Consider the following 23466-nt stretch of genomic DNA (forward strand, 5'->3'; position numbering starts at 1 on the left):
TCACTTGTTCTTGTTGTACACGTCGACGAACACCGCCGCCAGCAGCACCAGGCCCTTGATGACCTGCTGGTAGTCGATGCCGATGCCGAGGATGGACATGCCGTTGTTCATCACGCCCATCACGAAGGCGCCGATCACCGCGCCCATCACCTTGCCCACGCCGCCCGAGGCCGAGGCGCCGCCGATGAAGCAGGCCGCGATCACGTCGAGCTCGAAGCCCAAGCCTGCCTTGGGCGTGGCGGTGTTGAGGCGCGCCGCGAACACCAGGCCCGCGAGCGCGGCCAGCACGCCCATGTTGACGAAGGCGAGGAAGGCCAGGCGCTGCGTCTTGACGCCCGACATCCGCGCCGCCTTCTCGTTGCCGCCCAGCGCGTAGATGCGGCGCCCGACCGTCGTGCGGGTGGTGACGAAGTCGTAGGCCACGATCAGCACCGCCATCACGATCAGCACGTTGGGCAGCCCCTTGTACGAGGCCAGCAGCCAGCTGAAGAACAGGATGATGGCCGCGAAGATGACGTTCTTCAGCAGGAAGAAGGCGAAGGGCTCCGCCTCCATCCCGTGCCGCGCCAGCTGGGCCCGCCCGCGCAGCTTGAAGAACACCAGCGCCGCCGCCGCCAGCGCGCCCAGCAGCAGCGAAGTGAGCCGCAGGCCGTCGGTGGCCAGCGCCTCGGGGATGAAGCCCGAGCTCAGCCGCTGGAAGGCCACCGGGAAGGGCCCGACCGACTGGCCCGCCAGCAGCGCCAGCGACAGCCCCTTGAACACCAGCATGCCCGCCAGCGTGACGATGAAGGACGGGATGCGGAAGTAGGCGACGAACCAGCCCTGCGCCGCGCCGATCGCGCCGCCCGCGATCAGGCAGGCGAGGAAGGTGGGGACGAAGTGCCACTCGTACTCCACCATCAGCACCGCCGCCAGCGCGCCGATGAAGCCGCACACCGAGCCCACCGACAGGTCGATGTGGCCGGCCACGATCACCAGCAGCATGCCCAGCGCCATGATCACGATGTAGCTGTTCTGCAGCACCAGGTTCGTGAGGTTGAGCGGCTGCATCAGCGTGCCCTCGGTGAGCACCTGGAACAGCACCATGATCGCGACCAGCGAAATCAGCATGCCGTACTCGCGCAGGTTGCTCTTCAGGAAACCCGCGTGGATGGTGGCCTTCGCGGCCGCACCCTCCACACCCGGCGCGGCCTCGGCCGCCTGCAATTCACTGGCCATGGACGCCACCTCCCGAGTTCACGATTGCGCGCATGATGCGCTCCTGCGAGGCCTCCGCCACCGGGTATTCGGCAACGAAGCGTCCCTCGTTCATCACATAGATCCGGTCGCACATGCCCAGCAGCTCCGGCATCTCCGAGGAGATCATCAGGATGCCTTTGCCCTCGCTCGCGAGCTGGTCGATGATGGTGTAGATCTCGTACTTGGCGCCGACGTCAATGCCGCGCGTCGGCTCGTCGAGGATCAGCAGCTCCGGCTTGGCGAAGAGCCACTTGCTCAGCACCACCTTCTGCTGGTTGCCGCCCGACAGGTTGACCACCTGCTGGTAGACGTCGGCGCTGCGGATGCGCAGCGCCTTGCGGTAGTCGCTGGCCACCTTGTACTCGCGCGCCTCGTCGATCACCATCGCATTCGACACCGCCTCCAGGTTGGCCAGGCTGATGTTGGTGCGGATGTCCTCCTCCAGCACCAGGCCGGCGCCCTTGCGGTCCTCGGTGACGTAGGCGATGCCGTGGTCGATGGCCTTGCGGATGGTGCCGACGTCGACCTCCTTGCCGTGCATGCGCACCGTGCCGCTGATGCGCTGCCCGTAGGAGCGGCCGAACACGCTCATCGCGAACTCGGTGCGCCCCGCGCCCATCAGCCCCGCGATGCCGACGATTTCCCCGCGGCACACGTGCAGGTCCACGCCCTTGATCTGCTCGCGGTCGGCGTGCAGCGCGTGGTGTACCCGCCAGTTGCTGACCTCCAGCACGCGCTCGCCGATGCGCGGCGTGCGCTGCGGGTAGCGATGCGCCATGTCGCGCCCGACCATGCCGCGGATGATGCGGTCCTCGCTGATCGGCTCGCGCCGGCAGTCGATGGTCTCGACCGTGCTGCCGTCGCGCAGCACGGTGATGGCATCGGCCACCTTGGCGATCTCGTTGAGCTTGTGCGAGATCAGGATCGAGGCGATGCCCTGCGCCTTGAGCTCCAGCAGCAGCGCCAGCAGCGCGTCGCTGTCGCTCTCGTTGAGGCTGGCGGTGGGCTCGTCCAGGATCAGCAGGCGCACGCGCTTGGACAGCGCCTTGGCGATCTCGACCAGCTGCTGCTTGCCAACGCCCAGGTCGGTGATCAGCGTGGTCGGCAACTCCTTCAGGCCCACCTTGGCGAGCAGCTCACGCGTGCGGCGCCAGGACTCGCTCCAGTCGATGATGCCGCGCTGCGCCGTCTCGTTGCCGAGGAAGATGTTCTCGGCGATGGACAAGAGCGGCACCAGCGCCAGCTCCTGGTGGATGATGATGATGCCCAGGGCCTCGCTGTCGGCGATGCCGCGGAAGCGCCGCAGCTCGCCGTCGAAGTGGATCTCGCCGGCGTAGGAGTCGCAGGGGTAGACGCCGCTGAGCACCTTCATCAGCGTGGACTTGCCGGCCCCGTTCTCGCCCACCACGGCGTGGATCTGCGCCGCGCGCACGGCGAGGTTGACGTTGTCCAGCGCGTTCACGCCGGGGAAGGTCTTGGTGATGCCGCGCATCTCCAGAAGCACGGCGTCATTCGCATCGCTCGGGTCGCTCGGGTCGCTCAATGGGCCTCCTTCGCACCGGCGAGCGGGCGTGCCCGCTCGCCGTGCCACACGCTCACAGGCACACTCACTTGATCTGGCTTTCCTTGTAGTAGCCGCTGTCGACCAGCACCGGCTTCCAGTTCGAGGCATCGACACTCACCGGCTTCAGCAGGTACGAGGGCACCACCTTCACGCCGTTGTTGTAGGTCTTGGTGTCGTTCACCTCGGGCGTCTTGCCGGCCAGCATGGCGTCGACCATGGCGACCGTGACCTTCGCCAGTTCGCGCGTGTCCTTGAACACGGTCGAGGTCTGCTCCTTGCGCAGGATCGACTTGACCGAGGGCACTTCCGCGTCCTGCCCCGACACGATCGGCATCGGCTGCTGCGGCGAGCCGTAGCCCACGCCCTTGAGCGAGGACAGGATGCCGATCGACAGGCCGTCGTAGGGCGAGAGCACCGCGTCGACACGGTCCTTGCTGTAGTAGGCCGACAGCAGGTTGTCCATGCGTGACTGCGCCACCGCGCCGTCCCAGCGCAGCGTGCCGACCTTGTCCATGCCCATCTGCTTGCTGCGCACCACCAGCTTGCCGCTCTTGATGTACGGGTCGAGCACCGACATCGCGCCGTTGTAGAAGAAGAAGGCGTTGTTGTCGTCCGGCGAGCCGCCGAAGAGCTCGATGTTGAAGGGGCCCTTGCCGGACTTCAGGTCCAGCGCCTTCTCGATGGACTGGGCCTGCAGCACGCCGACCTGGAAGTTGTCGAAGGTGGCGTAGTAGTCGACGTTCTTCGAGCCCTTGATGAGCCGGTCGTAGGCGATGACCTTCACGCCCTTGTCGGCAGCCTTCTGCAGCACGTCGGACAGCGTGGTGCCGTCGATGGCCGCGATCACCAGCACCTTCGAGCCCTTGGTCACCATGTTCTCGATCTGCGCGAGCTGGTTGGGGATGTCGTCGTCGGCGTACTGCAGGTCGGTCTTGTAGCCCTTCTCCTTGAAGTACTTGACCATGTTCGAACCGTCGGCGATCCAGCGGGCCGAGGACTTGGTGGGCATCGAGATCGCGATCGGGCCCTTGTCCTGGGCCTGGGCGAGCGAGGAGAAGCCGGCCGTGCCGGCGATGGCGAAGGCCGCGATGGCAAGGGTGGATTTGAGGAAATTGCGTTTCATGGGCTGGGTCTCCTGGAGTTGTTCGGCGGGCGCGCAGCAGGGCCGCGCGCCTTAGCCGCATTTCAGTACTTGCGCTTGGGGAATTCTTTTGCGGCGACTTCCATCGGGAAGATGGTTTCCTCCGTCACGATGCGCTTCGGCAGCGGCTTGCCGGCCTTGATGTCCTTGACGGCCGACATCAGCTGCGGCCCCAGCAGCGGGCTGCACTCGACCGAGACATTCAGCTTGCCGGCGATCATGGCTTCGAACGCGCCCTTCACGGCGTCGATGGAGATGATGGTGATGTCCTTCGCCGGCTTCAGCCCGGCCTCCTCGATCGCCTGGATGGCGCCGATCGCCATGTCGTCGTTGTGCGCGTAGAGCACATTGATCTTCTTGCCGTCGGCCTTGAGGAAGGCCTCCATCACCTCCTTGCCCTTGGCGCGGGTGAAGTCGCCGGTCTGCGAGCGGATGATCTTGAACTTGGGGTCGGCCTTGATGATTTCCTCGAAGCCCTTCTTGCGGTCGATCGCGGGCGCCGAGCCCACCGTGCCCTGCAGCTCGACGATGTTGACCTCGCCCTTCTGGTCCTTCATCTTCTCGACCAGCCAGCGCCCGGCCTTGCGGCCTTCCTCGACGAAGTCGGAGCCCATGAAGCTGACGTAGAGCGAATCGTCCTTGGTGTTCACGGAGCGGTCGGTCAGCACCACCGGGATCTTGGCGGCCTTGGCTTCGCGCAGCACCGTCTCCCAGCCCGACTCGACCACCGGCGAGAAGGCGATCACGTCCACCTTCTGCGCGATGAAGGAGCGGATGGCCTTGATCTGGTTCTCCTGCTTCTGCTGCGCGTCGGAGAACTTGAGCTCGATGCCGGCCTCCTTGGCGGCCGACTTGATCGACTCGGTGTTGGCGGTGCGCCATTCGCTCTCGGCGCCGACCTGGCTGAAGCCGAGGACGATCTTCTTCTGCGCCAGCGCGGTGGCCGGCAGAAGCGCGGCCAGCGAGGCGGCGGCGATGGCGGTGGTCAATGTGCGGCGGTTCAGTTTCATGCTGTTGTCTCCTGGTTGGTATGGTTGAAAACATCGAAACGCACTGGGATGGCTGCAGACTTCGGCTCTTGCTGTTGGCGGCAGCGCTTCCCTCCTGGAACTTCTATGCCCGCATGTAGCCGGTCTTCACCGTGGTGTAGAACTCGGCCGCATGGCGGCCCTGCTCGCGCGCGCCGTAGCTCGAGGCCTTGCGCCCGCCGAAGGGCACGTGGTAGTCGATGCCGGCGGTGGGCAGGTTGACCATCGTCATGCCCACGCGCGCATGGCGGCGGAAGTGCATCGCATGGCGCAGCGAGTTGGTGCAGATGCCGGCGCACAGGCCGAAGGGCGTGTCGTTGGCCAGCGCCAGCGCGTGCTCGGCATCGTCGGCGCGCAGCACGCAGGCCACCGGGCCGAAGATCTCCTCGCGGGCGATGCGGTGGCTGGGCTGGGCAAGGAACAGCGCCGGGCTCATGTAATGGCCCTCGCTCGGGCGCTGCAGCAGGTCGCCGCCGTACACGTGCTCGGCGCCCTCCTCGCGCGCGGTTGCGATGGCGGCCATGTTGTCTTCGAGCTGCGCGCGGTCGGCCACCGGGCCGATGTCCACGCCGGGCTCGAGCGCATGGCCGACCTTCAGCGCGGCCATGCGCTGCTTGAGCCGCGCGACGAAGGCGTCGTGCACGGGCGCCTCGACGATGAGGCGGCTCGATGCCGTGCAGCGCTGGCCGGTGGAGAAGAAGGCGCCCTGCACCGCGCAGTCGACGGCCAGCTCCAGGTCGGCATCGGCCAGCACCACCAGGGGGTTCTTGCCGCCCATCTCGAGCTGCACCTTGGCGCGGCGCGCGGCCGCGGCCTGCAGCACGCGCTCGCCGGTCGCCGCCGAGCCGGTGAAGCTCAGCGCATCGACCAGCGGATGCTCGATCAGCGCCTGGCCGACCTCGCGCCCGCTGCCCATCACGAGGTTGAAGGTGCCCGCCGGCAGCGCGGCGCGGCCGATGATCTCGGCCAGCGCCCAGCCGCAGGCCGGCACCAGCTCGGAAGGCTTGAACACCACCGCGTTGCCGCAAGCCAGCGCCGGCGCGATCTTCCAGGCGGGAATGGCGAGCGGGAAGTTCCAGGGCGTGATCAGGCCCGCCACGCCCACGGGTTCGCGCGTGATGTCCACGTGCACGCCCGGGCGCAGCGAGGCGACGCTCTCGCCGCCCACGCGCAGCGCCTCGCCGGCGAAGAACTTGAAGATCTGTCCGGCACGCGCGGCCTCGGCGACGGCCTCGGGCAGGGTCTTGCCCTCCTCGCGTGCCAGCAGCAGGCCCAGCTCGTCCTTGCGCGCCAGGATCTCGCTACCGATCTGGTCGAGCGCGTCGGCGCGTCGCTGCGGCGTGGTCATGCTCCAGGCGCGGAAGGCGTCGGCAGCGGCGCGCACGGCCTGCTCGGTCTGGCTGCGGTCGGCGCGCGCGTACTCGGCCACCGTTTCGCGCAGGTCCGAGGGGTTGATGCTTTGCCCGCTGGTCACGCCCGTCTCCCAGCGGCCATTGATGTAATGGCGCGCGCTGAGCTGGACCTCGGGACTGCGCTTCAACGTTGGGACTCCTGGATTTGTGGCGGAAGGTGCGGCGGAGTGTAGGAATCGCACTGATATCTTTCCAATGAAGATTTGGATCGAATCGATACCGGAAACAGGATTCAGGAAAACCCCATGACGAACTACACGCACTGGTTCATCCGTGCTCGCCTCAAGACGCGGCAGCTGTTGCTGCTGGTCGCGCTGGCGGAGGAAGGCAACATCCACCGCGCCGCGCAGGTGCTGAACATGACGCAGCCGGCCGCCTCCAAGCTGCTCAAGGACTTGGAGGACGTGCTGGAGGTCCCCCTCTTCGAGCGCCTGCCGCGCGGCATGCGCCCCACCTGGTACGGCGAGAGCATGATCCGCCACGCGCGCATGGCGCTGGCCAGCCTCAACGAGGCGCACGACGAGCTCATGGCGCTGAAGGCCGGGCGCTTCGGCCAGGTGAGCGTGGGCACCATCACCGCGCCGGGGCTGACGCTGATGCCGCCGGCCATCGCGATCGTCAAGCGCGACCAGCCCAACCTGCGCGTGGCGCTGGAGATCGAGACCAGCGCGGTGCTGATGGAGCGCTTCGAGCAGGGCAAGCTCGACATCCTCGTGGCGCGGCTGTCCGCCGAGCACGACAAGGCCAAGCTGCACTACGAGCCGCTGACCGAGGAGCCCGTGTCGGCCCTGGTGCGGCCAGGGCATCCGCTGCTGGCGATGACCGGGCTGACGCTGCGCGACCTGGTGGGCGCGGGCTGGATCGTGCCGCCGTCGGGCAGCGTGCTGCGGCACCGCTTCGAGCTGATGTTCCGGGAGGAAGGGCTGGCGCCGCCGATCAACGTGATCGAGACCTCGGCCCTGCTCTTCATCACCCGCATGCTGCAGCAGTCGGACATGCTCGCGGTGCTGGCGACCGACGTGGCGCGCTACTACGCTGCGCACGGCCTGGGCGCCGTACTGCCGGTGGCCGTGCCCTGCCACATGGACGCCTTCGGCATCATCACCCACACGGACCGGCTGCTGTCACCGGCGGCGAAGGTGATGATGCGGGCGCTGAAGGCCGCCAGCCTGACGGTCTATGGACGGCGGCTGGAGGTCGACGCCTGAGCTGCCTCAGACCCAGCCCGCGTCGACCTTGAATTCCTGCGCTGTGCACATGGCCGCGTCGTCGGAGGCCAGGAAGAGCACCATGCGGGCGATGTCGTGGGGCTGCAGGCGGTCGGGCAGGCACTGGTTGCGCGCGAGGGCCTGCTCGCCCTCGGCGTCGAGCCACAGGCGGACCTGGCGCTCGGTCATGACCCAGCCCGGCGACACGGTGTTGATGCGGATGCGGTCGCGCCCCAGCCCCACGGCCAAACCGCGCGTGAGGCCGTTGACCGAGGACTTGGCGATGGCATAGCAGGGATAGCCGCCGCCCTTGCCCTGCCAGCCGGTCGAGCCGAGGTTGACGACGGAGCCGCCACCCAGGCGCTTCATGCCGGGCACCACGGACTGGATGGCGAAGAAGGCCGGGCGCTCGTTGATCGCCATGCGCTCGTCGTAGTAGTCGGGCGTGACCGATTCGAGCGTGTGGCGGTCGTCGCTCGCGACGTTGTTGACCAGCACGGCGAAGTCGCCAAGCTCGCGAGCGGCGTCGGCGATGGCGGTCTGCAGAGCGGCGATGTCGCGCACGTCGCAGGTTCGCCACCAGGGGACGCGGTGGCCCGCCTCGGCGATCTGCCGCGCGAGCGCGGCGCTGGCCTCCTCTGCGATGTCAACGAAGGCGACCCGCGCGCCCTGCTCGGCGAAGGCGGCGACGATCGCGGCGCCGATGCCGCTGCCGCCGCCGGTCACGAAGACGGTCTTGTCGCGCAGGCTGGGGTAGGTGGAAAAAGCAGGCGCGTCGGCGCGTTGGGCGGTGGCGGTCAAGAAGGTCTCCTGGTTATCTGACATTGCAAATTGCGTATCGATATATATGGATTTGCACGCTTTCGTTTATCAATATGCCTTGCTACGATGCAGCGCGTCAAGGGTCCGGAGTGACCCGCCAGCCTTGGATCGGAGACAACGCATGAATGCTTCCTCGACATTTCCCGCGCCGCGCTTCGAAGGCGCGCTGCGCTGCATCCAGCCCGCGGGCGCGAGCCTTGGCGAAGGGCTGATGTGGTCGGTGCGCGAGCAGCGGCTCTACTGGGCCGACATCCTGGAGAAGCGCCTGTTTCGACTCGACCCGTCGAGCGGCAAGCAGGACGAATGGCGCTTCGACGAGGAGATCTCGGCGCTGGCCGAACGCGAGAACGCGCCCGGCCTGATCGTCACGCTGCGGCGCGGTTTTGCCTTCTTCGATCCGGCGGCGGCCGACGCGGGGCCGCAATGGCTGCACCGGCCCGAGCCGGAGCTGCTCAGCAACCGCTTCAACGACGGCAAGTGCGATGCGCGCGGCCGCTTCTGGGGCGGCACCATGGACTTCGACTGCGTGGCCCCGAGCGGCGCGCTGTACCGCTACGACCCCGACGGCCAATGCACGCAACACGACAGCGGCTTCGCGGTGACCAACGGACCGACGTGGTCGCTCGATGGCCGCACGATGTACTTCAACAACACCGACAAGGGCGCCATCCTCGCCTACGACGTCGACCCGGAGCGCGGCACCCTCGCCCACCGCCGGCTCTGGCTGCGCTTCGCCCGCGGCGACGGCCTGCCGGACGGCATGACCACCGACGCAGCGGGCCGCCTCTGGATCGCCCATTGGGCCGGCAGCTGCGTGAGCTGCCACCATCCGCTGAGCGGCGACGAGCTTGCGCGCATCGAGTTGCCGGTGAGCCAGGTCACCAACTGCGCCTTCGGCGGGCCCGACCTGCGCACGCTGTACATCAGCTCGGCCAAGGTGGGGCTGGACGAGGCGCAATGTGCGGCCGAGCCGCTGGCGGGTGGGCTGTTCGCGATCGAGGTCGACAGCCCGGGGCTGCCGGCCTTTCGTTTTGCCGGCTGACAGCATGGCCACGGACGCTCTGCACCCCACCGTCTGGCTGCGGCACGGTCGCCAGCGCCTGGGCCTCGTGCCCTCGCTCGGCGGTAGCGTGGCCGCCTGGCAGCTCGAGCGCGCCGAGGGCCTGCTGGACCTTTGGCGGCCCTGGGACGGCGTGACGGCCGACCTTTACCGCATGGCTTCCTTTCCCATGGTGCCGTGGTCCAACCGGATCAGCGGCGGGGGCTTCGCGGAGGCGGGCGAGTTTCATCCGATGCGGCCGAACCGTGCGGGCGAGCCGTATCCGATCCACGGCGACGGCTGGTTGCAGGCCTGGCAGTTGGACAGCCTGGCCGACGACACCGCGACGATGACGCTGCAGTCGCAGCGCTTCGACGGCAATCCGTACGAGTACCGCGCGGTGCAGCGGTTTCGCCTGGTCGACGACGGGCTCGAGCAGACGCTTGAAGTGCAGCATCTGGGTTCGACGCCGCTGCCCTACGGGCTGGGCGTGCATCCGTGGTTTCTGCGCACGGCGGGCACGCGCATCGTCGCGCCGGTGCAAGGGGTCTGGTTGTGCGGCGATGACCCGCTGCCGACGCGGCACACCGGGCAGATCCCCGAGGATTGGGACCTGGGACGCGGGGCGCCGGCCTTCGGTAGCTTCGTCGACAACGCGTACACCGGGTGGGGCGGGCACGCGCGCATCGAGTGGCCGGAGCATGGGCTGCAGCTGAGCTTGACGATGCCGGACTTCGAGGAGGATGGCGGCGCGGAGCGCCACTACTGTCTGATGTATCGGCCGCTCGACGGCCCGGCCTTTTGTTTCGAGCCGATCACGCAGCCCATCGATGCGTTTCACCTGGAGGGGAGGCCGGGGCTGCGGCTGCTGGCGGAGGGGGAGGTGCTGCGGATGCGGATGCAGTGGCGCTTCGAGGGGCTTGGGAGCGGGCTGGGGCGTTGACATTAAGCCCGGTCACCCGGGGGAAACGGCAAAGACCGAAGACCTTGGAAGGCCGGACTCGAAGGCAAGGCGGGACAAGGCCGCTCGCGTCGGCAATTGGTACATGGGTAGTCGTTTCGTCATGCCTGACGTCGAATGAAAGCGGGCCTTGTGTCCTCATCACATAGGGGCACAACGCTCATGTATTCGCTTGCGCGCATGCCTACATTCGATCCCAGGCAAGACCCATCACTCGTACGAACGAGGCGGGCCTGTCCGATGACAAACGATTTGGAGATGCGTATGCGGCTTGTCGCCTTCCTTGTCGGCCCCCTTGCGATGGGGGCATTGGTCCTTGCGTTTGGCTGGCCTGTGCTGGTCGCTTGCTTTGCGCTTGCATGGGGGACGTTGCTGTTCTCGACGGGCGACAGCGAAGCCGAGGGGTGGTCAACGATGCTGGAGGCAGAAGGCGTCCAGTCACGTCGACGCGGCCATGCCACTGCCTTCGCAGGGAGCGAACACGCAGTCCTGCCGGGCGTCGGTTCGGTGGACACGATGCATGCCGAGCTCTAGGCTTGCCGGGAGCAGTTGACGCGGCTGGAGGCCGCGTCAATCCTTGTTCTTTGAATTCATCCTGGCGGCCGACCTCGCAGAAAAACCCGCAGCGCCTGTGTAGCGAACGGGTTCTGAGGCCTAGTGGGCTGTCAGGAACCATACCCTCCCCTTACAGGCCTCGTCAGTATTGGGTTTTGACCGCCAACAGGTCGTGCATGGCGCTCCTTGCGTCGTTCCAGCCCTCGACACCTACTTGAATTCGACTCACCCGTTCACCCGTTCAAACCATTCGCACAAGTTCGTGAGGTGCATGGGAGAAGGCACCCTTCCCGGCGAATCCGTGGTCACCAAGCAAGGGTTTACAGAGGGAGAAAAAGAAAAGACCGGGAGCTTTTGGAAGCTTCCAGTCTTGTATTTTGGTCCCGCCGCCAGGAATCGAACCTGGATCTCAGCCTTCGGAGGGCCGAATTCTATCCATTGAAATACAGCGAGATGGGTCTCCGACCCAGCGGCCGAAGCCCGGCATTATCACTGATCACGCAGCCTCCTTGCAGTTCCCCTCCCCCGCCGCCCCCGGCCTGCGCTCGAACCCAAGCCCCGCCAGATAGACATTGAACAGATGCCGCCCCGCCGGCACCAGGTCAAATGCCCCGGGCTCCAGCAGCCAGTCCTGGATCAACCCGCTGATCACCGCATGCAGCCCATACGCCGCCGTCTTCGCCGGTATGGGCAGCTCGATCCCCGCACGGCTCGCCGCATGCTGCAGCGCATGCACAAAATCCGTCACGCATTCATTCCGCGCGCTGCGATGGCGCTGCAGCACCGGCGCCATCTCGTCCGTGTACTCGACCTTGAGGGTGGCCACCTCGAAGACCCGCCGCACCTGGGGGTCGGTGGTCATCAGGCTCAGGGCCTGCACCATTACCTGCTCGATCGCCGCGAGCGGGTCCTCGTTGGCCGCGCGGGCCTCGCGGGTGGCGGACTCCAGCGGCAGCGTGACGCGCTCCATCATGGCGTTGAAGAGGTCCGGCTTGTCCTTGAAGTGCCAGTAGATCGCACCACGCGTGGCGCCGGCCTCCTGCGCAATCTGCTGCAGGGTGGTCTGCGAAACACCTTGAGACTGGAACAGCACCTCCGCAGCATCGAGCAGCCGATGCCGGGTCGCCAGCGCCTCTTCCTTGGTACGACGGACCACTTTGCTCCTTTGACTTGAAACTTGTAAAACAACCGAAGTCGTGAGGGTTGCCACTATACATTCACGAATGTATGTAAACTCGGGTCCCTCCTGATGGCCAGGCTCGCCGTATTGCTATAGGCACTCGCTGCGACCACGCGCCGTTCCCCGTCTCTGCTTCAAAGGAATCGCATGCCTCTCCTGCATGTCTCGCGTCATTCGTTGTTGTCCATGTCGCGCCGCCCCGCCTTTGCCGCCCTCGCAGCCGCCGCGGTGCTGACGCTCGCCGCTTGCGGCAAGAGCGAGGCGCCGGCCGCTGGCGCAAAGGGCGGCGGTGCCGGCGGCGGGGCACCGCCGCCGCCCGAAGTGGGCGTGGTGGTGGCGACGCCGACCGACGTCGGCCTGCTGACGGAGCTGCCCGGCCGGCTCGAGGCCTCGCGCGTGGCCGAGGTGCGCGCCCGCGCGGCGGGCATCCTGCAGGAGCGGCTGTTCCGCGAAGGCAGCGACGTGAAGGCTGGCCAGCCGCTGTTCCGCATCGATCCCGCGCCCTACCTGGCCACCGCGCAGAGCGCGCAGGCCAGCCTGGCGCGCGCCGAGGCCAACGCGGTGCAGGCCAAGGCCCTGGCCGAGCGCTACAAGCCGCTGGTGGAAGCCAACGCGGTCAGCAAGCAGGAATACCTGAATGCGGTGGCTGCCGCGAAGACGGCAGATGCGGACATCGCGGTGGCCCGCGCCTCGGTGCAGACGGCCAAGATCAACCTGGGCTACGCCAGCGTCACGGCGCCGATCTCCGGCCGCATCGGCCGCGCGCTGGTGACCGAAGGCGCACTGGTGGGCCAGGGCGACGCCACCGCGCTGGCCGTGGTCCAGCAGATCAACCCGATCTACGTGAACTTCACGCAGTCGGCCAACGAGGTGCTCAAGCTGCGCCGCGCGATGGAGGCCGGCCAGTTCAAGCGCGCGAGCAGCGGCGACGCGGCCAGCGTGCGCATCGAGCTCGAAGGCGGCACCGAGTACGCGCTGCCCGGCAAGCTGCTGTTCTCCGACCTCACGGTCGACTCGACCACCGGCCAGGTGACGCTGCGCGCCGAGGTGCCCAACCCGAAGGGCGAGCTGCTGCCCGGCCTTTACGTTCGCGTGAAGGTGGAGCAGGCCCAGGCGACCAACGCGATCACGGTGCCGCAGCAGGCGGTCACGCGCACCCAGCAGGGTGACACGCTGACCGTGGTCGATGCGGAAGGCAAGATGCACAAGCGCACGGTGAAGATCACCGCCGCCCAGAACAACCAGTGGGTGGTGACAGAAGGCCTGAAGGCCGGCGAGCAGGTGATGGTCGACGGCTTCCAGAAGCTGATGATGATGCCGCCCGGCGCGGCGGTGAAGGCGGTGCCGTGGAAGGCGCCGGCGCCCGAATCCGCCGCAGCCCCGGCTGCCCCCGCGAACGCCTCGGCTCCGGCCGCGAAGCCGTAAGGAGCGCGCCCGCATGGCAAAGTTCTTCATCGACCGGCCCATCTTCGCGTGGGTGATCGCACTGTTCGTGATCGTGGTGGGCGCGGTGTCCATCACGCAGCTGCCGATCGCGCAATACCCGCCGGTGGCACCGCCGGCCATCGTCGTCAACGTCGCCTACCCCGGCGCCTCGGCCCAGACGCTGGAGGACAGCGTGCTCTCGGTCATCGAGCGCGAGATGAACGGCTCCCCCGGCCTCATCTACATGGAATCGGTGGCGCAGGCCGACGGCACCGGCACCATCACCATCACCTTCGAGACCGGCACCAACGCCGATCTCGCCCAGGTGGACGTGCAGAACCGCCTGTCGCGCGCCACGCCGCGGTTGCCGGCGGCAGTGACGCAGCAGGGCGTGCGCGTGGACAAGTCGCGCAACAACTTCCTGCTGTTCACGATGCTGTCCTCCGACAACCCGTCGATCGACACCACGGCGCTGGGCGACTACGCATCGCGCAACGTGGTGCCCGAGCTGCAGCGGGTGGCCGGCGTCGGCCAGGCCCAGCTGTTCGGCACCGAGCGTGCGATGCGCATCTGGATCGAGCCGGACAAGCTGCAGGGCTACAACCTGTCGGCGGCCGAGGTCAACCTGGCCATCCGCACCCAGAACGCACAGGTGTCCTCCGGCACCATCGGCGACCTGCCCAACGTGCCGGGCCAGGCGATCGCGGCCACGGTGGTGGTCAACGGCCAGCTCACCACGACCTCGCAGTTCGGCGACATCGTGCTGCGCGCCAACACCGACGGCTCCTCCGTGCGGCTCAAGGACGTGGCGCGCATCGAGCTCGGCGGCCAGGCCTACTCGACTTCGGCACGCCTCAACGGCGAGCAGGCGGTGGGCATCGGCGTGCAGCTCGCCCCCGGCGGCAACGCGCTGCAGTCGGCCAAGGCGATCCGCGCCAAGATGGCCGAGCTGGAGCGCTACTTCCCGCAGGGCGTGAAGTGGACCATCCCCTACGACAGCTCGCGCTTCGTGAACATCTCCATCACCGAGGTGGTGAAGACGCTGTTCGAGGCGGTGGCGCTGGTGTTCCTGGTGATGTACCTGTTCCTGCAGAACTGGCGCTACACGCTCATCCCGACGGTGGTGGTGCCGATCGCGCTCTTGGGCACCTTCGGCATCCTGCTGGCGCTGGGCTTCTCGATCAACGTGCTGACCATGTTCGGCATGGTGCTGGTGATCGGCATCGTGGTGGACGATGCGATCGTGGTGGTGGAGAACGTCGAGCGCATCATGAGCGAGGAGGGGCTCTCGCCCCTGGAAGCCACGCGCAAGGCGATGCGCCAGATCTCCGGCGCCATCATCGGCGTGACGGTGGTGCTGATCTCGGTGTTCGTGCCGCTGGCCTTCTTCGCGGGCTCCACGGGCAACATCTACCGCCAGTTCTCGGCGGTGATGGTGGCCTCGATCGCCTTCTCGGCCTTCATGGCGCTGTCGCTCACGCCGGCGCTGTGCGCCACGCTGCTGAAGCCGGTGGAGGCCGGCCACCACCACGAGAAGCGCGGCTTCTTCGGCTGGTTCAATCGCGGCTTCACGCGCACGGCCAAGGGCTATGAGAGCCTGGTGGCGCGCATCCTCAAGCGCGCGGCGCGCTACCTGGTGATCTACGTGGCCATCATCGGCGCGGTGGTGCTGGTGTACCGGCAGCTGCCCACCTCCTTCCTGCCGCAGGAAGACCAGGGCTACATCATCGTGAACGTGCAGTTGCCGCCGGGCGCGACGAAGGAACGCATGCTGTCGGTGATGCAGGATGTCGAGAAGTACATCCTGAAGCAGCCCGAGGTGGAGAGCATGGTCGGGGTGCTGGGCTTCAGCTTCTCGGGCCAGGGCCAGAACGCCGGCCTCGCCTTCGTGACGCTCAAGGACTGGAAGGAGCGGCACGACCCGAGCCATTCGGCCGAGGCGGTGGCCGGCCGCGCCTTCGGGGCGCTGTCGGGCATCCGCGATGCCTTCATCTACCCGTTGTCGCCGCCGCCCATTCCCGAGCTGGGCAACGCCAGCGGCTTCAGCTTCCGCCTGCAGGACCGCGGCGGCGCCGGCCACGAGGCGCTGGTCAACGCGCGCAACCAGATCCTGGGCGCGGCCAGCAAGAGCCCGATCCTGACGCAGGTGCGCCCGGACGGCCTGGAAGACGCGCCGCAGCTGCAGATCGACATCGACCGCGACAAGGCGAACGCGCTGGGCGTGAGCTTCGACGCCATCAACAGCACGCTGTCGACGGGGCTGGGCTCGACCTACGTGAACGACTTCCCGAACCAGGGGCGCCTGCAGCGGGTGGTGGTGCAGGCCGATGCGCCGGCACGCATGCAGCCGGACGACCTGCTGCGGCTCAACGCCAGCAACACCAAGGGCGAGCCGGTGCCGCTGTCGGCCTTCGCCAGCACGCGCTGGGTCACGGGTGCGCAACAGACGGTGCGCTACAACGGCTATCCGGCGATCCGCATCTCGGGCTCGGCCGCACCGGGCTACAGCTCGGGCGCCGCGATGGCCGAGATGGAGAAGCTCGCCCAGCAGCTGCCCCCGGGTTTCGGCTACGAATGGACCGGCCAGTCGCGCGAGGAAAAGCTCGCGGGCGCGCAGGCCATCATCCTGTACGCCTTCTCGATCCTGGCGGTGTTCCTCTGCCTGGCCGCGCTGTACGAGAGCTGGACCATCCCGCTGTCGGTGATCATGGTGGTGCCGCTGGGCGTGCTGGGCGTGCTGCTCGCGACGCTGATGCGCGCCTATTCGAACGACGTGTACTTCCAGGTCGGCCTGATCACCATCATCGGCCTGTCGGCGAAGAACGCGATCCTGATCATCGAGTTCGCCAAGGACCTGCAGGCGCAGGGCAAGGGCGTGGTCGAGTCGGCGCTGGCCGCCGCCCACCTGCGGTTCCGGCCGATCATCATGACCTCGCTGGCCTTCGGCCTCGGGGTGCTGCCGCTGGTGCTGGCCTCGGGCGCGGGCTCGGCAAGCCAGCGCGCGATCGGCACCGGCGTGATCGGCGGCATGGTGACCGGCACGGCGCTCGCCGTGATCTTCGTGCCGGTGTTCTTCGTGGTGGTGCGCAGCCTGTTCAAGGGCAGCGACCGGCAGCACGAGGTCGACAGGCGCCACGCCCAGGCCGCAGGCATTGAAGAAAGCCCCGCCCATGATTAAGAAGAACTTCGTTTCCACCGCATTGGCCGGTGCAGCCGCCCTGGTCCTGGCCGGCTGCTCGCTCATCCCCACCTACGAGCGCCCCGCAGCGCCGGTGCCGGCCAGCTATCCGGGCGCACAGCCCGCGGCCACGAGCCCCTCGCCGGCCTCGACGCTGGCCTGGCAGGACTACTTCACCGATCCGCGGCTGGCCAAGCTGATCGAGACCGCGCTCGCCAACAACCGGGACCTGCGGGTGGCCGTGCTCAACATCGAGCAGGCGCGCGCGCAGTTCCAGATCCAGCGCGCGGCGCAGTTCCCGGCGCTCGACCTTTCGGCCAGCGGCTCGCGCTCCAGCCCGAATGCGCTGCAGTCGCTGGGCCTGGGCGGCAGCGTGACCTCGAGCTACGCGGTCAACCTCGGCATCACGGCCTGGGAGCTCGACTTCTTCGGCCGCGTCGCCAGCCTCAAGGAACAGGCGCTGGCGCAGTTCCTCGCCACCGAAGAATCGCGCAAGGCCGCGCAGATCAGCCTGATCAGCGCCGTGGCCAGCGGCTGGCTCACGCTCATCGCCGACGACGAGCTGCTGGCGCTCACGCGCCAGACGCTGGCCACCCGCGAAGAGTCGCAGAAGCTCACCCGCATGCGCTTCGACAGCGGCGTGGTCTCGGAGATCGACCTGCGCCTGACCGACTCGCTGGCCGAGACCGCGCGCGCCTCGTATGCGGAGCAGCGCCGCCTGCGCATGCAGGACGAGAACGCGCTGGCCCTGCTGCTCGGCGCGCCGGTGCCGCCGGAGGCCACCGAGGGTGGCGCGCGCGGCCTGGATGCGGTCGCGCCGATGGCGGAGCTGCCTGCCGGCCTGCCCTCCGACCTGCTGGGCGAGCGGCCGGACATCCGCGCCGCCGAGCAGCAGCTGATCGCGGCCAATGCCAACATCGGCGCGGCGCGCGCGGCCTTCTTCCCGCGCGTGACGCTGACCACCTCGATCGGCACGGCCAGCAGCGAGTTCTCGAACCTGTTCGAGAGCGGCACCAAGGCCTGGGCCTTCGCGCCGCAGCTGACGGTGCCGATCTTCGACGCCGGCCGCAACCGGGCCGGGCTCGATTCGGCCAAGGCCGGCCGCGAGATCGCGGTGGCGCAGTACGAGAAATCGATCCAGACCGCCTTCCGCGAGGTCGCCGACGCGCTCGCCGGCCGCGCCACCCTGGGCGAGCAGCTGCGCGCCCTGCGCGCGCAGTCGGAGGCCGAGGCGGTGCGCTTCAGGCTCTCGGACCTGCGCTACCGCAACGGCATCGCCAGCGCGCTGGACGTGCTCGACTCCCAGCGCTCGCTCTACAGCGCGCAGCAGGCTGCGGTGCAAATCCAGCTCGCGCAGCTGCAGAACCAGGTGGTGCTGTACAAGACGCTGGGCGGCGGGTGGGCCACGCGCTGAGGGGCCGAGGACCGTCGCGGGGCGCTTTCGGGCGCCTCTCTATAATCGCCGGTTGATTAGAAAAGCCCCCGACGAGCCCCACACTGAGGACCCAATGAGCGACGACGCGCACCACCAGGCCACAGAAGACGCCCACATCGGCCCGATCAAGAACCCCAAACAACTGCTGCTGGCGGTCTTCTTCTCCTTCATCGCGCCGATCCTGATCATCGTTGGTCTGGTCTCGTACGTGACTTCCGCCAATCATCCGTCGGGCGAGGCCCAGGGCACCGGCATGGCGCTCTACGGCGTGTCGAAGGAAGCACGCGACCGCGAGATCGCCGAGCGCCTCAAGAAGGTCGGTTCGATCGAGATCCGCGACGCCAACCGGCCGCTGGCCGCCGGCGAGGCGGTGTTCAAGGCCCAGTGCGTGGCCTGCCACGGCGCCCCGGGCATCCCGGGCGCTCCGCACCTCAACGACGCCGCGGCCTGGGGCCCGCGCATCGGCCAGGGCTACACCGCGCTGCTGGAGCATGCGCTCAAGGGCAAGGGCGCGATGCCGCCCCAGGGCGGTGGCGACTTCGAAGACGTCGAGATCGGCCGTGCGGTGGTCTACCTGGCCAATGCCGGCGGCGCCAAGTTCCCGGTGCCGGACCGTCCGGCGACCGCAGGCGCTCCGGAGGCTGCAGCCTCGGAAGCGGCAGCGGCGCCGGCCTCTGCACCTGCCAAGCCGTAATCGGGGCTTCGGCCCCCACGACAAAAGAGCCCGCATGCGGGCTCTTTTTTCATGGGCCTGCGCTTTTCTTCAATGCGCGGCCTGGACGGGTCGGCCCGCAGCCGGGCTCATGACATGGCCGAAGCGCGCGGGCAGTTCCTCCGCGCGCACGCTCTGCGGCACCCAGCGCCCCTGCTCGATGGCCTCGGCCGCGTAACCCACGTCCTGCGTGTGCACCAGGCCCAGGCCAGGCGGCGCGACCAAATAGAGCCGGCCCTGCTCGTCGACCAGGCAGGTCGAGGGCTCGACCGGGTCGCCGGCATGCGAGCGCACCGAGAAGTCCTCGCCGATCCGCCACACCCAGGGCGCGGCTTCCAGCTCCACGTAGACGCGCTGCGGCCCGTTCTGGAAGAACCACTGGCCCTGCTCGTCGTGCTCGTAGTTGCGCTGGATGAAGTCGATCAGCTTCTCGTGCTCGAGCCGCGAGCCCTTGGCGGCGGGAAAAGGCCCCGTGGCCTGCGTGCGGTCGTCGCGCAGGTACCAGTTGCCGCGCGCGTCGAGGCCCAGCCAGCCGTAGCAGTGCGGCACGTTGGGCCACTTGGCGAGCGCTTGTTTGACGATGTCGTCCATGCCGCGGATTCTGGCGCGGATCATGCCGCCGCGCCATCGGACGAAGCCGCGTCAGCCTCTCAGAGGTGCTGCGCCAGCCAGTCGCCGACCCGCTCGGGCATGCCGAGCACATGGCCGGGCGGCCGTCCCATCGGAAAGCCCACGTGGCCGCCATGGGCCGGCTGCCACAGCGTGACATGGCGGCCCGCCTCCTCCGGGCGCGGCAGGCTGGCGGCCGGAACGAAGGGATCGTTGGTCGCGTTCACCACCAGCGCCGGAATGCGGATCGCGTCCAGGTGCGGCTTGGCCGAAGCGCGGCGCCAGTAGTCATCGGTGTCGCGAAAGCCGTGCAGCGGCGCGGTGAACACGTTGTCGAAGGCGCGCAGGTCCGCGGCCGCGAGCAGTGCCTCGCGGTCGAACAGCCCCGGATGCTGGGCCAGCTTGGCCAGCGCCTTGGGCTTCATGCTTGCCAGGAACATGCGCGTATAGACCAGCCGGTTGAAGCCCTGCCCGATGGCCGTTCCGCCGGCCGCCAGGTCCAGCGGCGCGCTGATCGAGGCCGCCGCGCTCACCACCTTCGAGGCCTCCGCACCTGCCTCTTCGACCCAGCGCAGCAGCGCATTGCCGCCCAGCGAAACGCCCGCGGCGAAGATGGGTGCCCCCACGCTCGGCACTTCGTGTCCTCGCTGCCCCCCGAGGGGGCGCTCGCTTGCTTGGGGCGGCCCGGCGCGGCGCTCGGGACCCACATGCCGCTCACGCAGGCGCGCGAGGATCCACCCCACCTCCTCGAAGTCCCCCGAGTGATAGGCCCGCGGCGCCAGGTTGATCTCGCCGCTGCAGCCGCGGAAATGCGGCACCGCGTAGTCCCAGCCGCGCGACTGCGCGTGGGCCGCGAAGGCCTCGGCGTAGTGGCTCTTCGACGAGCCCTCGAGGCCATGGAACAGCACCAGCAGCGGCCTCGGCGCGGGCCCCTCGGCCGCGAGGAAGTCCACGTCGATGAAGTCGCCGTCCGGCGTGGTCCAGCGCTCGCGGCGGTAGGCCGGCAGCGGCGCCTCGACCCGACGCGCCCAGAGCGCGGGCCAGATGGTCTGGAGGTTGCCGCCCGGCAACCAGAGTGGCGCAACGTACTGCATCAGTGAAGGGTCTGCGGTATCTCTTCCGACTCGTCGGGCGCATGAACCGTTCCCGGACTCGCATGGTGGGCCACCATGCGCCAGCCCTGCGCGGTCTTGTGATAGACGTTGGTGGCCAGCACGAAGGCGTGGCGCGGGCCCTCGGCCGTCAGCACCTCGATGCGCTCGAGCACGTTGTGTACCGCGCTGGCGAGCGACTCCACCCTGCGCACCTGCGCCGGCGTGGCATGGATCGCGCCGTTGGCGAACATCTGCTCGAAGGCCGCGCGGATCGCGCTGGCGCCCACCAGGCGCGGGCCGCCAGGGTGTACGCAGAACACCTCGTCCTCGTCGGCCCAGCAGGCCATCAGCGCATCGATGTCGCCGCGCTGCAGGGACTCGTAGAAGGTCGCCTCGACATCGTCGGCGGTGCCGGCCAGGGCGGCGGCGCGAAGTTTGGTCTTGGGCATGGTGACTGCGGCTGGAAAAGCCGATTTTGCCTCGGGTGCCTGACGGGGACCGGTCGCCGCTGCATCAGAGCAGCCAACCCTCGGCCACCGCCTGCAGCTCGCCTTGCGCCGCCCGCCACACCAGCTCGGGCGCGGCCACGTGCACGCCCGGCGGCGCAATGCGCAGCGCCACGTCGACCAGCTCGGCCACCTTGCCGGCGCGCACCGGCTGCTCGCTGGCCGACACCATGAAGCGGGCGATGGACAGCATCCAGGCCGCCAGCCGCTCGGCCGGATTGGCGAAGCGCGCCGCGGCGGGCTTGCGCGCCGAGCGCACGATGATCACGCGCTCGAAGCCCAGTGCCACCACGGCCTCCTCGTCGAGGCTGGCCAGCCCGCGCTTCAGCGCCTCGGGCAAGCGGCCCTGGTCGTGCGGCTGCACGACGGCCAGCGTGCGCACGCCGCAGGCCTTCAGCCAGGCCGCAAGCACGGGCAGTTGCGCCGGCTCGGGCGTCCACAGCGCGCGCTCGCGGTCGTAGTAGAGGCGCGGCGGCTCGAACGAAACCAGCGCGGCATCGGCCGCCGTGCGCGGCCATTGCGCGATGTCGGGCCCCGGGGCCAGCAGGGTCTCGACGCCGCGCAGCCCGTCGCGGATGGGCTCGCGCGCCAGCACGCGCGTGTGCTCGAAGCGATGCCGGCCCGCCAGCCGCCGCACCAGCTCGTGCCCCAAGGCCCCGGTGGCGCCGGCGATCAGCAGCGTGCCTTCGTCGCGGCGCACCGGCGGGGCCGCGCGGTTCGCGGCCTGCAATGCCTGTAAAGGAACGACCGCCATCGGCCTATGCTAACTTCGCCTCTTCGCAAGAACGACGAAGAGGCTTCGACATGAAGATCGTGCAACGCTGGCTCCTGGCCCTCCTCGCGGCGCTCGCGCTCTCGGGCTGCGGCTACAACGACTTCCAACGCCTCGACGAGGCCAGCAAGTCGGCCTGGAGCGAGGTCCTCAACCAATACCAGCGCCGCGCCGACCTGGTGCCCAACATCGTGGCCACGGTCAAGGGCGAGGCCAACTTCGAGCAGGAGACGCTGACCAAGGTGATCGAGGCGCGCGCCAAGGCCACCTCGATCCAGGTCACGCCCGAGACGCTCAACAACCCCGAGGCCTTCAACAAGTTCCAGCAGGCGCAGGGCGAGCTCTCCAGCGCGCTGTCGCGCCTGATGGTGGTGGCCGAGCAGTACCCCAACCTCAAGGCCAACCAGGCCTTCCGCGACCTGCGGGTGACGCTGGAAGGCACCGAGAACCGCATCACGGTGGCGCGCAACCGCTACATCCAGACGGTGCAGGAGTACAACGTGCTGGCGCGCAGCTTCCCCACGAACATCACCGCCAAGATCTTCAGCTACGACCCCAAGGCCAACTTCACAGTGCAGAACGAGGCCCAGATCTCGACCCCGCCGACGGTCGATTTCGGCGCACCGAAGAAGTAGCGCCTCGATGACGGCCGCCCGCATCCGGCGCGCGCTGGCAGCTTTCTTCCTGCTGGTGCTCGCGCTCGCAGGCGCGCAGGCCCAGGACCTGCTGCCGGTGCCGCCGCTCGGCGCGCGGGTGATCGACCAGACCGGCACGCTCGACGCGGCTCAGCGCGAGGCGCTGGAGGCCAAGCTGGCCGCCTTCGAGCAGCAGAAGGGCTCGCAGATCGTGATGCTGATGGTGCCGACCACCGCGCCCGAAGACATCGCGAGCTTTGCCAACCGCGTCGGCAATACCTGGAAGATCGGCCGCAAGGAGGTGGGCGACGGCATCCTGGTGATCGTCGCCAAGAACGACCGCAAGATGCGCATCGAGGTCGCCAAGACGCTGGAAGGCGCGGTGCCCGACATCGCCGCCGCCCGCATCATCGACTTCGCGATGAAGCCGCGCTTCCGCGAGAACGACTTCGCGGGCGGGCTCGATGCGGCGGCCGACCAGCTGATCGCGCGCGTCAAGGGCGAAGCGCTGCCGGAGGTCGATGCGAAGAGCGGCGACTTCGGCGGCGGTCAGGAGGAGCAGGGATTCGACTGGGGCGACCTGGCCATCTTTCTCTTCTTCGGCGTGCTGATCGGCGCGCCGATCGCGCGCGCCATCCTCGGCAAGGTGCTGGGCCCGCTGGCGCTGGGCGGCGTGACGGGCGCCGTCGTGATGGCGCTGACCGCGAGCCTCGTGATCGCGGTGCTGGCCGGGCTCGCGGCCCTGCTCTTCACGCTGCTGTCGAGCGCTTTCGGTGCCGGCGCCGGGCGGCGCGGCGGCCGCGGCGGCGGCTGGGGCCCGGCTGCCGGCGGCCTGGGCGGCGGCCTCGGCGGCGGAGGCTGGAGCGGCGGGTCTTCCTCATCCGGCGGCGGCTTCAGCTCGGGCGGCGGCGGCGATTTCGGTGGCGGCGGCGCCTCGGGAGACTGGTAGCC

General features: G+C 68.5%; 21 protein-coding genes and 1 tRNA gene. 10 read left to right on the forward strand and 12 right to left on the reverse strand.

Annotated elements, in window-relative coordinates; translation table 11 throughout:
* The 5 genes from mmsB to AC3A6X_RS26810 form a co-directional block, all read right to left on the reverse strand.
* A complete protein-coding gene (mmsB, locus tag AC3A6X_RS26790) occupies positions 1–1218 on the reverse strand; it encodes a multiple monosaccharide ABC transporter permease (RefSeq protein WP_487845010.1) in 1218 nt (405 codons plus the stop codon).
* Positions 1208–2731 carry a multiple monosaccharide ABC transporter ATP-binding protein gene (gene mmsA / locus AC3A6X_RS26795; RefSeq protein ID WP_106556468.1) on the reverse strand — a complete coding sequence of 508 codons (1524 nt, stop codon included), beginning with the start codon at positions 2729–2731 and terminating at the stop codon, positions 1208–1210. The genes mmsB and mmsA overlap by 11 nt, the downstream gene beginning before the upstream one ends.
* A gap of 115 nt (positions 2732–2846) precedes the next feature.
* Positions 2847–3926: a multiple monosaccharide ABC transporter substrate-binding protein gene (gene chvE / locus AC3A6X_RS26800; RefSeq protein WP_487845011.1), complete on the reverse strand. Its 1080-nt coding sequence runs from the start codon at positions 3924–3926 to the stop codon at positions 2847–2849.
* Positions 3927–3988: 62 nt separating this feature from the next.
* On the reverse strand, positions 3989–4954 hold the full coding sequence (locus AC3A6X_RS26805) for an ABC transporter substrate-binding protein (protein WP_106556451.1): 966 nt from the start codon (positions 4952–4954) through the stop codon (positions 3989–3991).
* Between the two features lie 103 nt (positions 4955–5057).
* The gene (locus AC3A6X_RS26810) at positions 5058–6512 is read right to left on the reverse strand and encodes an aldehyde dehydrogenase family protein (RefSeq protein ID WP_487845012.1); all 1455 of its coding nucleotides are present in this window, start codon (positions 6510–6512) and stop codon (positions 5058–5060) included.
* 117 nt (positions 6513–6629) lie between these two features.
* Here AC3A6X_RS26810 and AC3A6X_RS26815 point away from each other — a divergent pair, with 117 nt between their 5' ends.
* Complete coding sequence (locus tag AC3A6X_RS26815) at positions 6630–7592, forward strand: LysR family transcriptional regulator (protein WP_487845013.1); 963 nt, start codon at positions 6630–6632, stop codon at positions 7590–7592.
* A gap of 6 nt (positions 7593–7598) precedes the next feature.
* Here AC3A6X_RS26815 and AC3A6X_RS26820 read toward each other — a convergent pair whose 3' ends face one another.
* Complete coding sequence (locus AC3A6X_RS26820) at positions 7599–8417, reverse strand: SDR family NAD(P)-dependent oxidoreductase (protein ID WP_487845014.1); 819 nt, start codon at positions 8415–8417, stop codon at positions 7599–7601.
* 118 nt (positions 8418–8535) lie between these two features.
* Between AC3A6X_RS26820 and AC3A6X_RS26825 the strand changes: the two genes are divergently transcribed.
* The 3 genes from AC3A6X_RS26825 (at position 8536) to AC3A6X_RS26835 (ending at position 10948) form a co-directional block, all read left to right on the forward strand.
* A complete protein-coding gene (locus AC3A6X_RS26825) occupies positions 8536–9456 on the forward strand; it encodes an SMP-30/gluconolactonase/LRE family protein (protein ID WP_487845015.1) in 921 nt (306 codons plus the stop codon).
* 4 nt (positions 9457–9460) lie between these two features.
* On the forward strand, positions 9461–10396 hold the full coding sequence (locus AC3A6X_RS26830) for an aldose 1-epimerase (protein ID WP_487845016.1): 936 nt from the start codon (positions 9461–9463) through the stop codon (positions 10394–10396).
* A 282-nt stretch (positions 10397–10678) separates the two neighbouring features.
* Positions 10679–10948 (forward strand): hypothetical protein, encoded by a 270-nt coding sequence (locus AC3A6X_RS26835; protein ID WP_487845017.1) that lies wholly within the window; start codon positions 10679–10681, stop codon positions 10946–10948.
* A 399-nt stretch (positions 10949–11347) separates the two neighbouring features.
* On the opposite strand, the gene AC3A6X_RS26840 is transcribed toward AC3A6X_RS26835, so the two are convergent.
* Positions 11348–11422 (reverse strand) — tRNA-Arg (locus AC3A6X_RS26840).
* A gap of 43 nt (positions 11423–11465) precedes the next feature.
* The gene (locus AC3A6X_RS26845; protein WP_487845018.1) at positions 11466–12125 is read right to left on the reverse strand and encodes a TetR family transcriptional regulator; all 660 of its coding nucleotides are present in this window, start codon (positions 12123–12125) and stop codon (positions 11466–11468) included.
* Positions 12126–12296: 171 nt separating this feature from the next.
* On the opposite strand from AC3A6X_RS26845, the gene AC3A6X_RS26850 reads away from it, so the two are divergent.
* From AC3A6X_RS26850 to AC3A6X_RS26865, 4 genes are all read left to right on the forward strand, one after another.
* The gene (locus AC3A6X_RS26850) at positions 12297–13574 is read left to right on the forward strand and encodes an efflux RND transporter periplasmic adaptor subunit (RefSeq protein ID WP_487845019.1); all 1278 of its coding nucleotides are present in this window, start codon (positions 12297–12299) and stop codon (positions 13572–13574) included.
* Between the two features lie 13 nt (positions 13575–13587).
* Positions 13588–16752, forward strand: a complete 3165-nt coding sequence (locus tag AC3A6X_RS26855) for an efflux RND transporter permease subunit (RefSeq protein WP_487845020.1) — start codon at positions 13588–13590, stop codon at positions 16750–16752.
* Positions 16745–18166 carry an efflux transporter outer membrane subunit gene (locus AC3A6X_RS26860; RefSeq protein ID WP_487845021.1) on the forward strand — a complete coding sequence of 474 codons (1422 nt, stop codon included), beginning with the start codon at positions 16745–16747 and terminating at the stop codon, positions 18164–18166. Before AC3A6X_RS26855 ends, AC3A6X_RS26860 begins: the two co-directional genes overlap by 8 nt.
* Positions 18167–18260: 94 nt before the next feature.
* Positions 18261–18881: a c-type cytochrome gene (locus AC3A6X_RS26865; RefSeq protein ID WP_487845022.1), complete on the forward strand. Its 621-nt coding sequence runs from the start codon at positions 18261–18263 to the stop codon at positions 18879–18881.
* Between the two features lie 69 nt (positions 18882–18950).
* Here the strand turns inward: AC3A6X_RS26865 and AC3A6X_RS26870 are convergent, their stop codons facing one another.
* The 4 genes from AC3A6X_RS26870 to AC3A6X_RS26885 form a co-directional block, all read right to left on the reverse strand.
* Complete coding sequence (locus AC3A6X_RS26870) at positions 18951–19490, reverse strand: DUF2946 family protein (RefSeq protein ID WP_487845075.1); 540 nt, start codon at positions 19488–19490, stop codon at positions 18951–18953.
* Positions 19491–19549: 59 nt separating this feature from the next.
* The gene (locus AC3A6X_RS26875) at positions 19550–20602 is read right to left on the reverse strand and encodes a YheT family hydrolase (RefSeq protein ID WP_487845023.1); all 1053 of its coding nucleotides are present in this window, start codon (positions 20600–20602) and stop codon (positions 19550–19552) included.
* Positions 20602–21051, reverse strand: a complete 450-nt coding sequence (locus AC3A6X_RS26880; protein ID WP_487845024.1) for a YybH family protein — start codon at positions 21049–21051, stop codon at positions 20602–20604. The genes AC3A6X_RS26875 and AC3A6X_RS26880 overlap by 1 nt, the downstream gene beginning before the upstream one ends.
* A 64-nt stretch (positions 21052–21115) precedes the next feature.
* Entirely contained in the window at positions 21116–21862 is a 747-nt protein-coding gene (locus tag AC3A6X_RS26885; protein WP_487845025.1) for a hypothetical protein, read from the reverse strand.
* Positions 21863–21912: 50 nt separating this feature from the next.
* Between AC3A6X_RS26885 and AC3A6X_RS26890 the strand changes: the two genes are divergently transcribed.
* Both AC3A6X_RS26890 and AC3A6X_RS26895 read left to right on the forward strand, forming a co-directional pair.
* Positions 21913–22515, forward strand: a complete 603-nt coding sequence (locus AC3A6X_RS26890; protein ID WP_487845026.1) for a LemA family protein — start codon at positions 21913–21915, stop codon at positions 22513–22515.
* A 7-nt stretch (positions 22516–22522) separates the two neighbouring features.
* Positions 22523–23464, forward strand: a complete 942-nt coding sequence (locus AC3A6X_RS26895) for a TPM domain-containing protein (protein ID WP_487845027.1) — start codon at positions 22523–22525, stop codon at positions 23462–23464.
* Positions 23465–23466 lie beyond the last annotated feature (2 nt).

Source organism: Variovorax sp. Soil_C_12 (genome assembly GCF_057657375.1).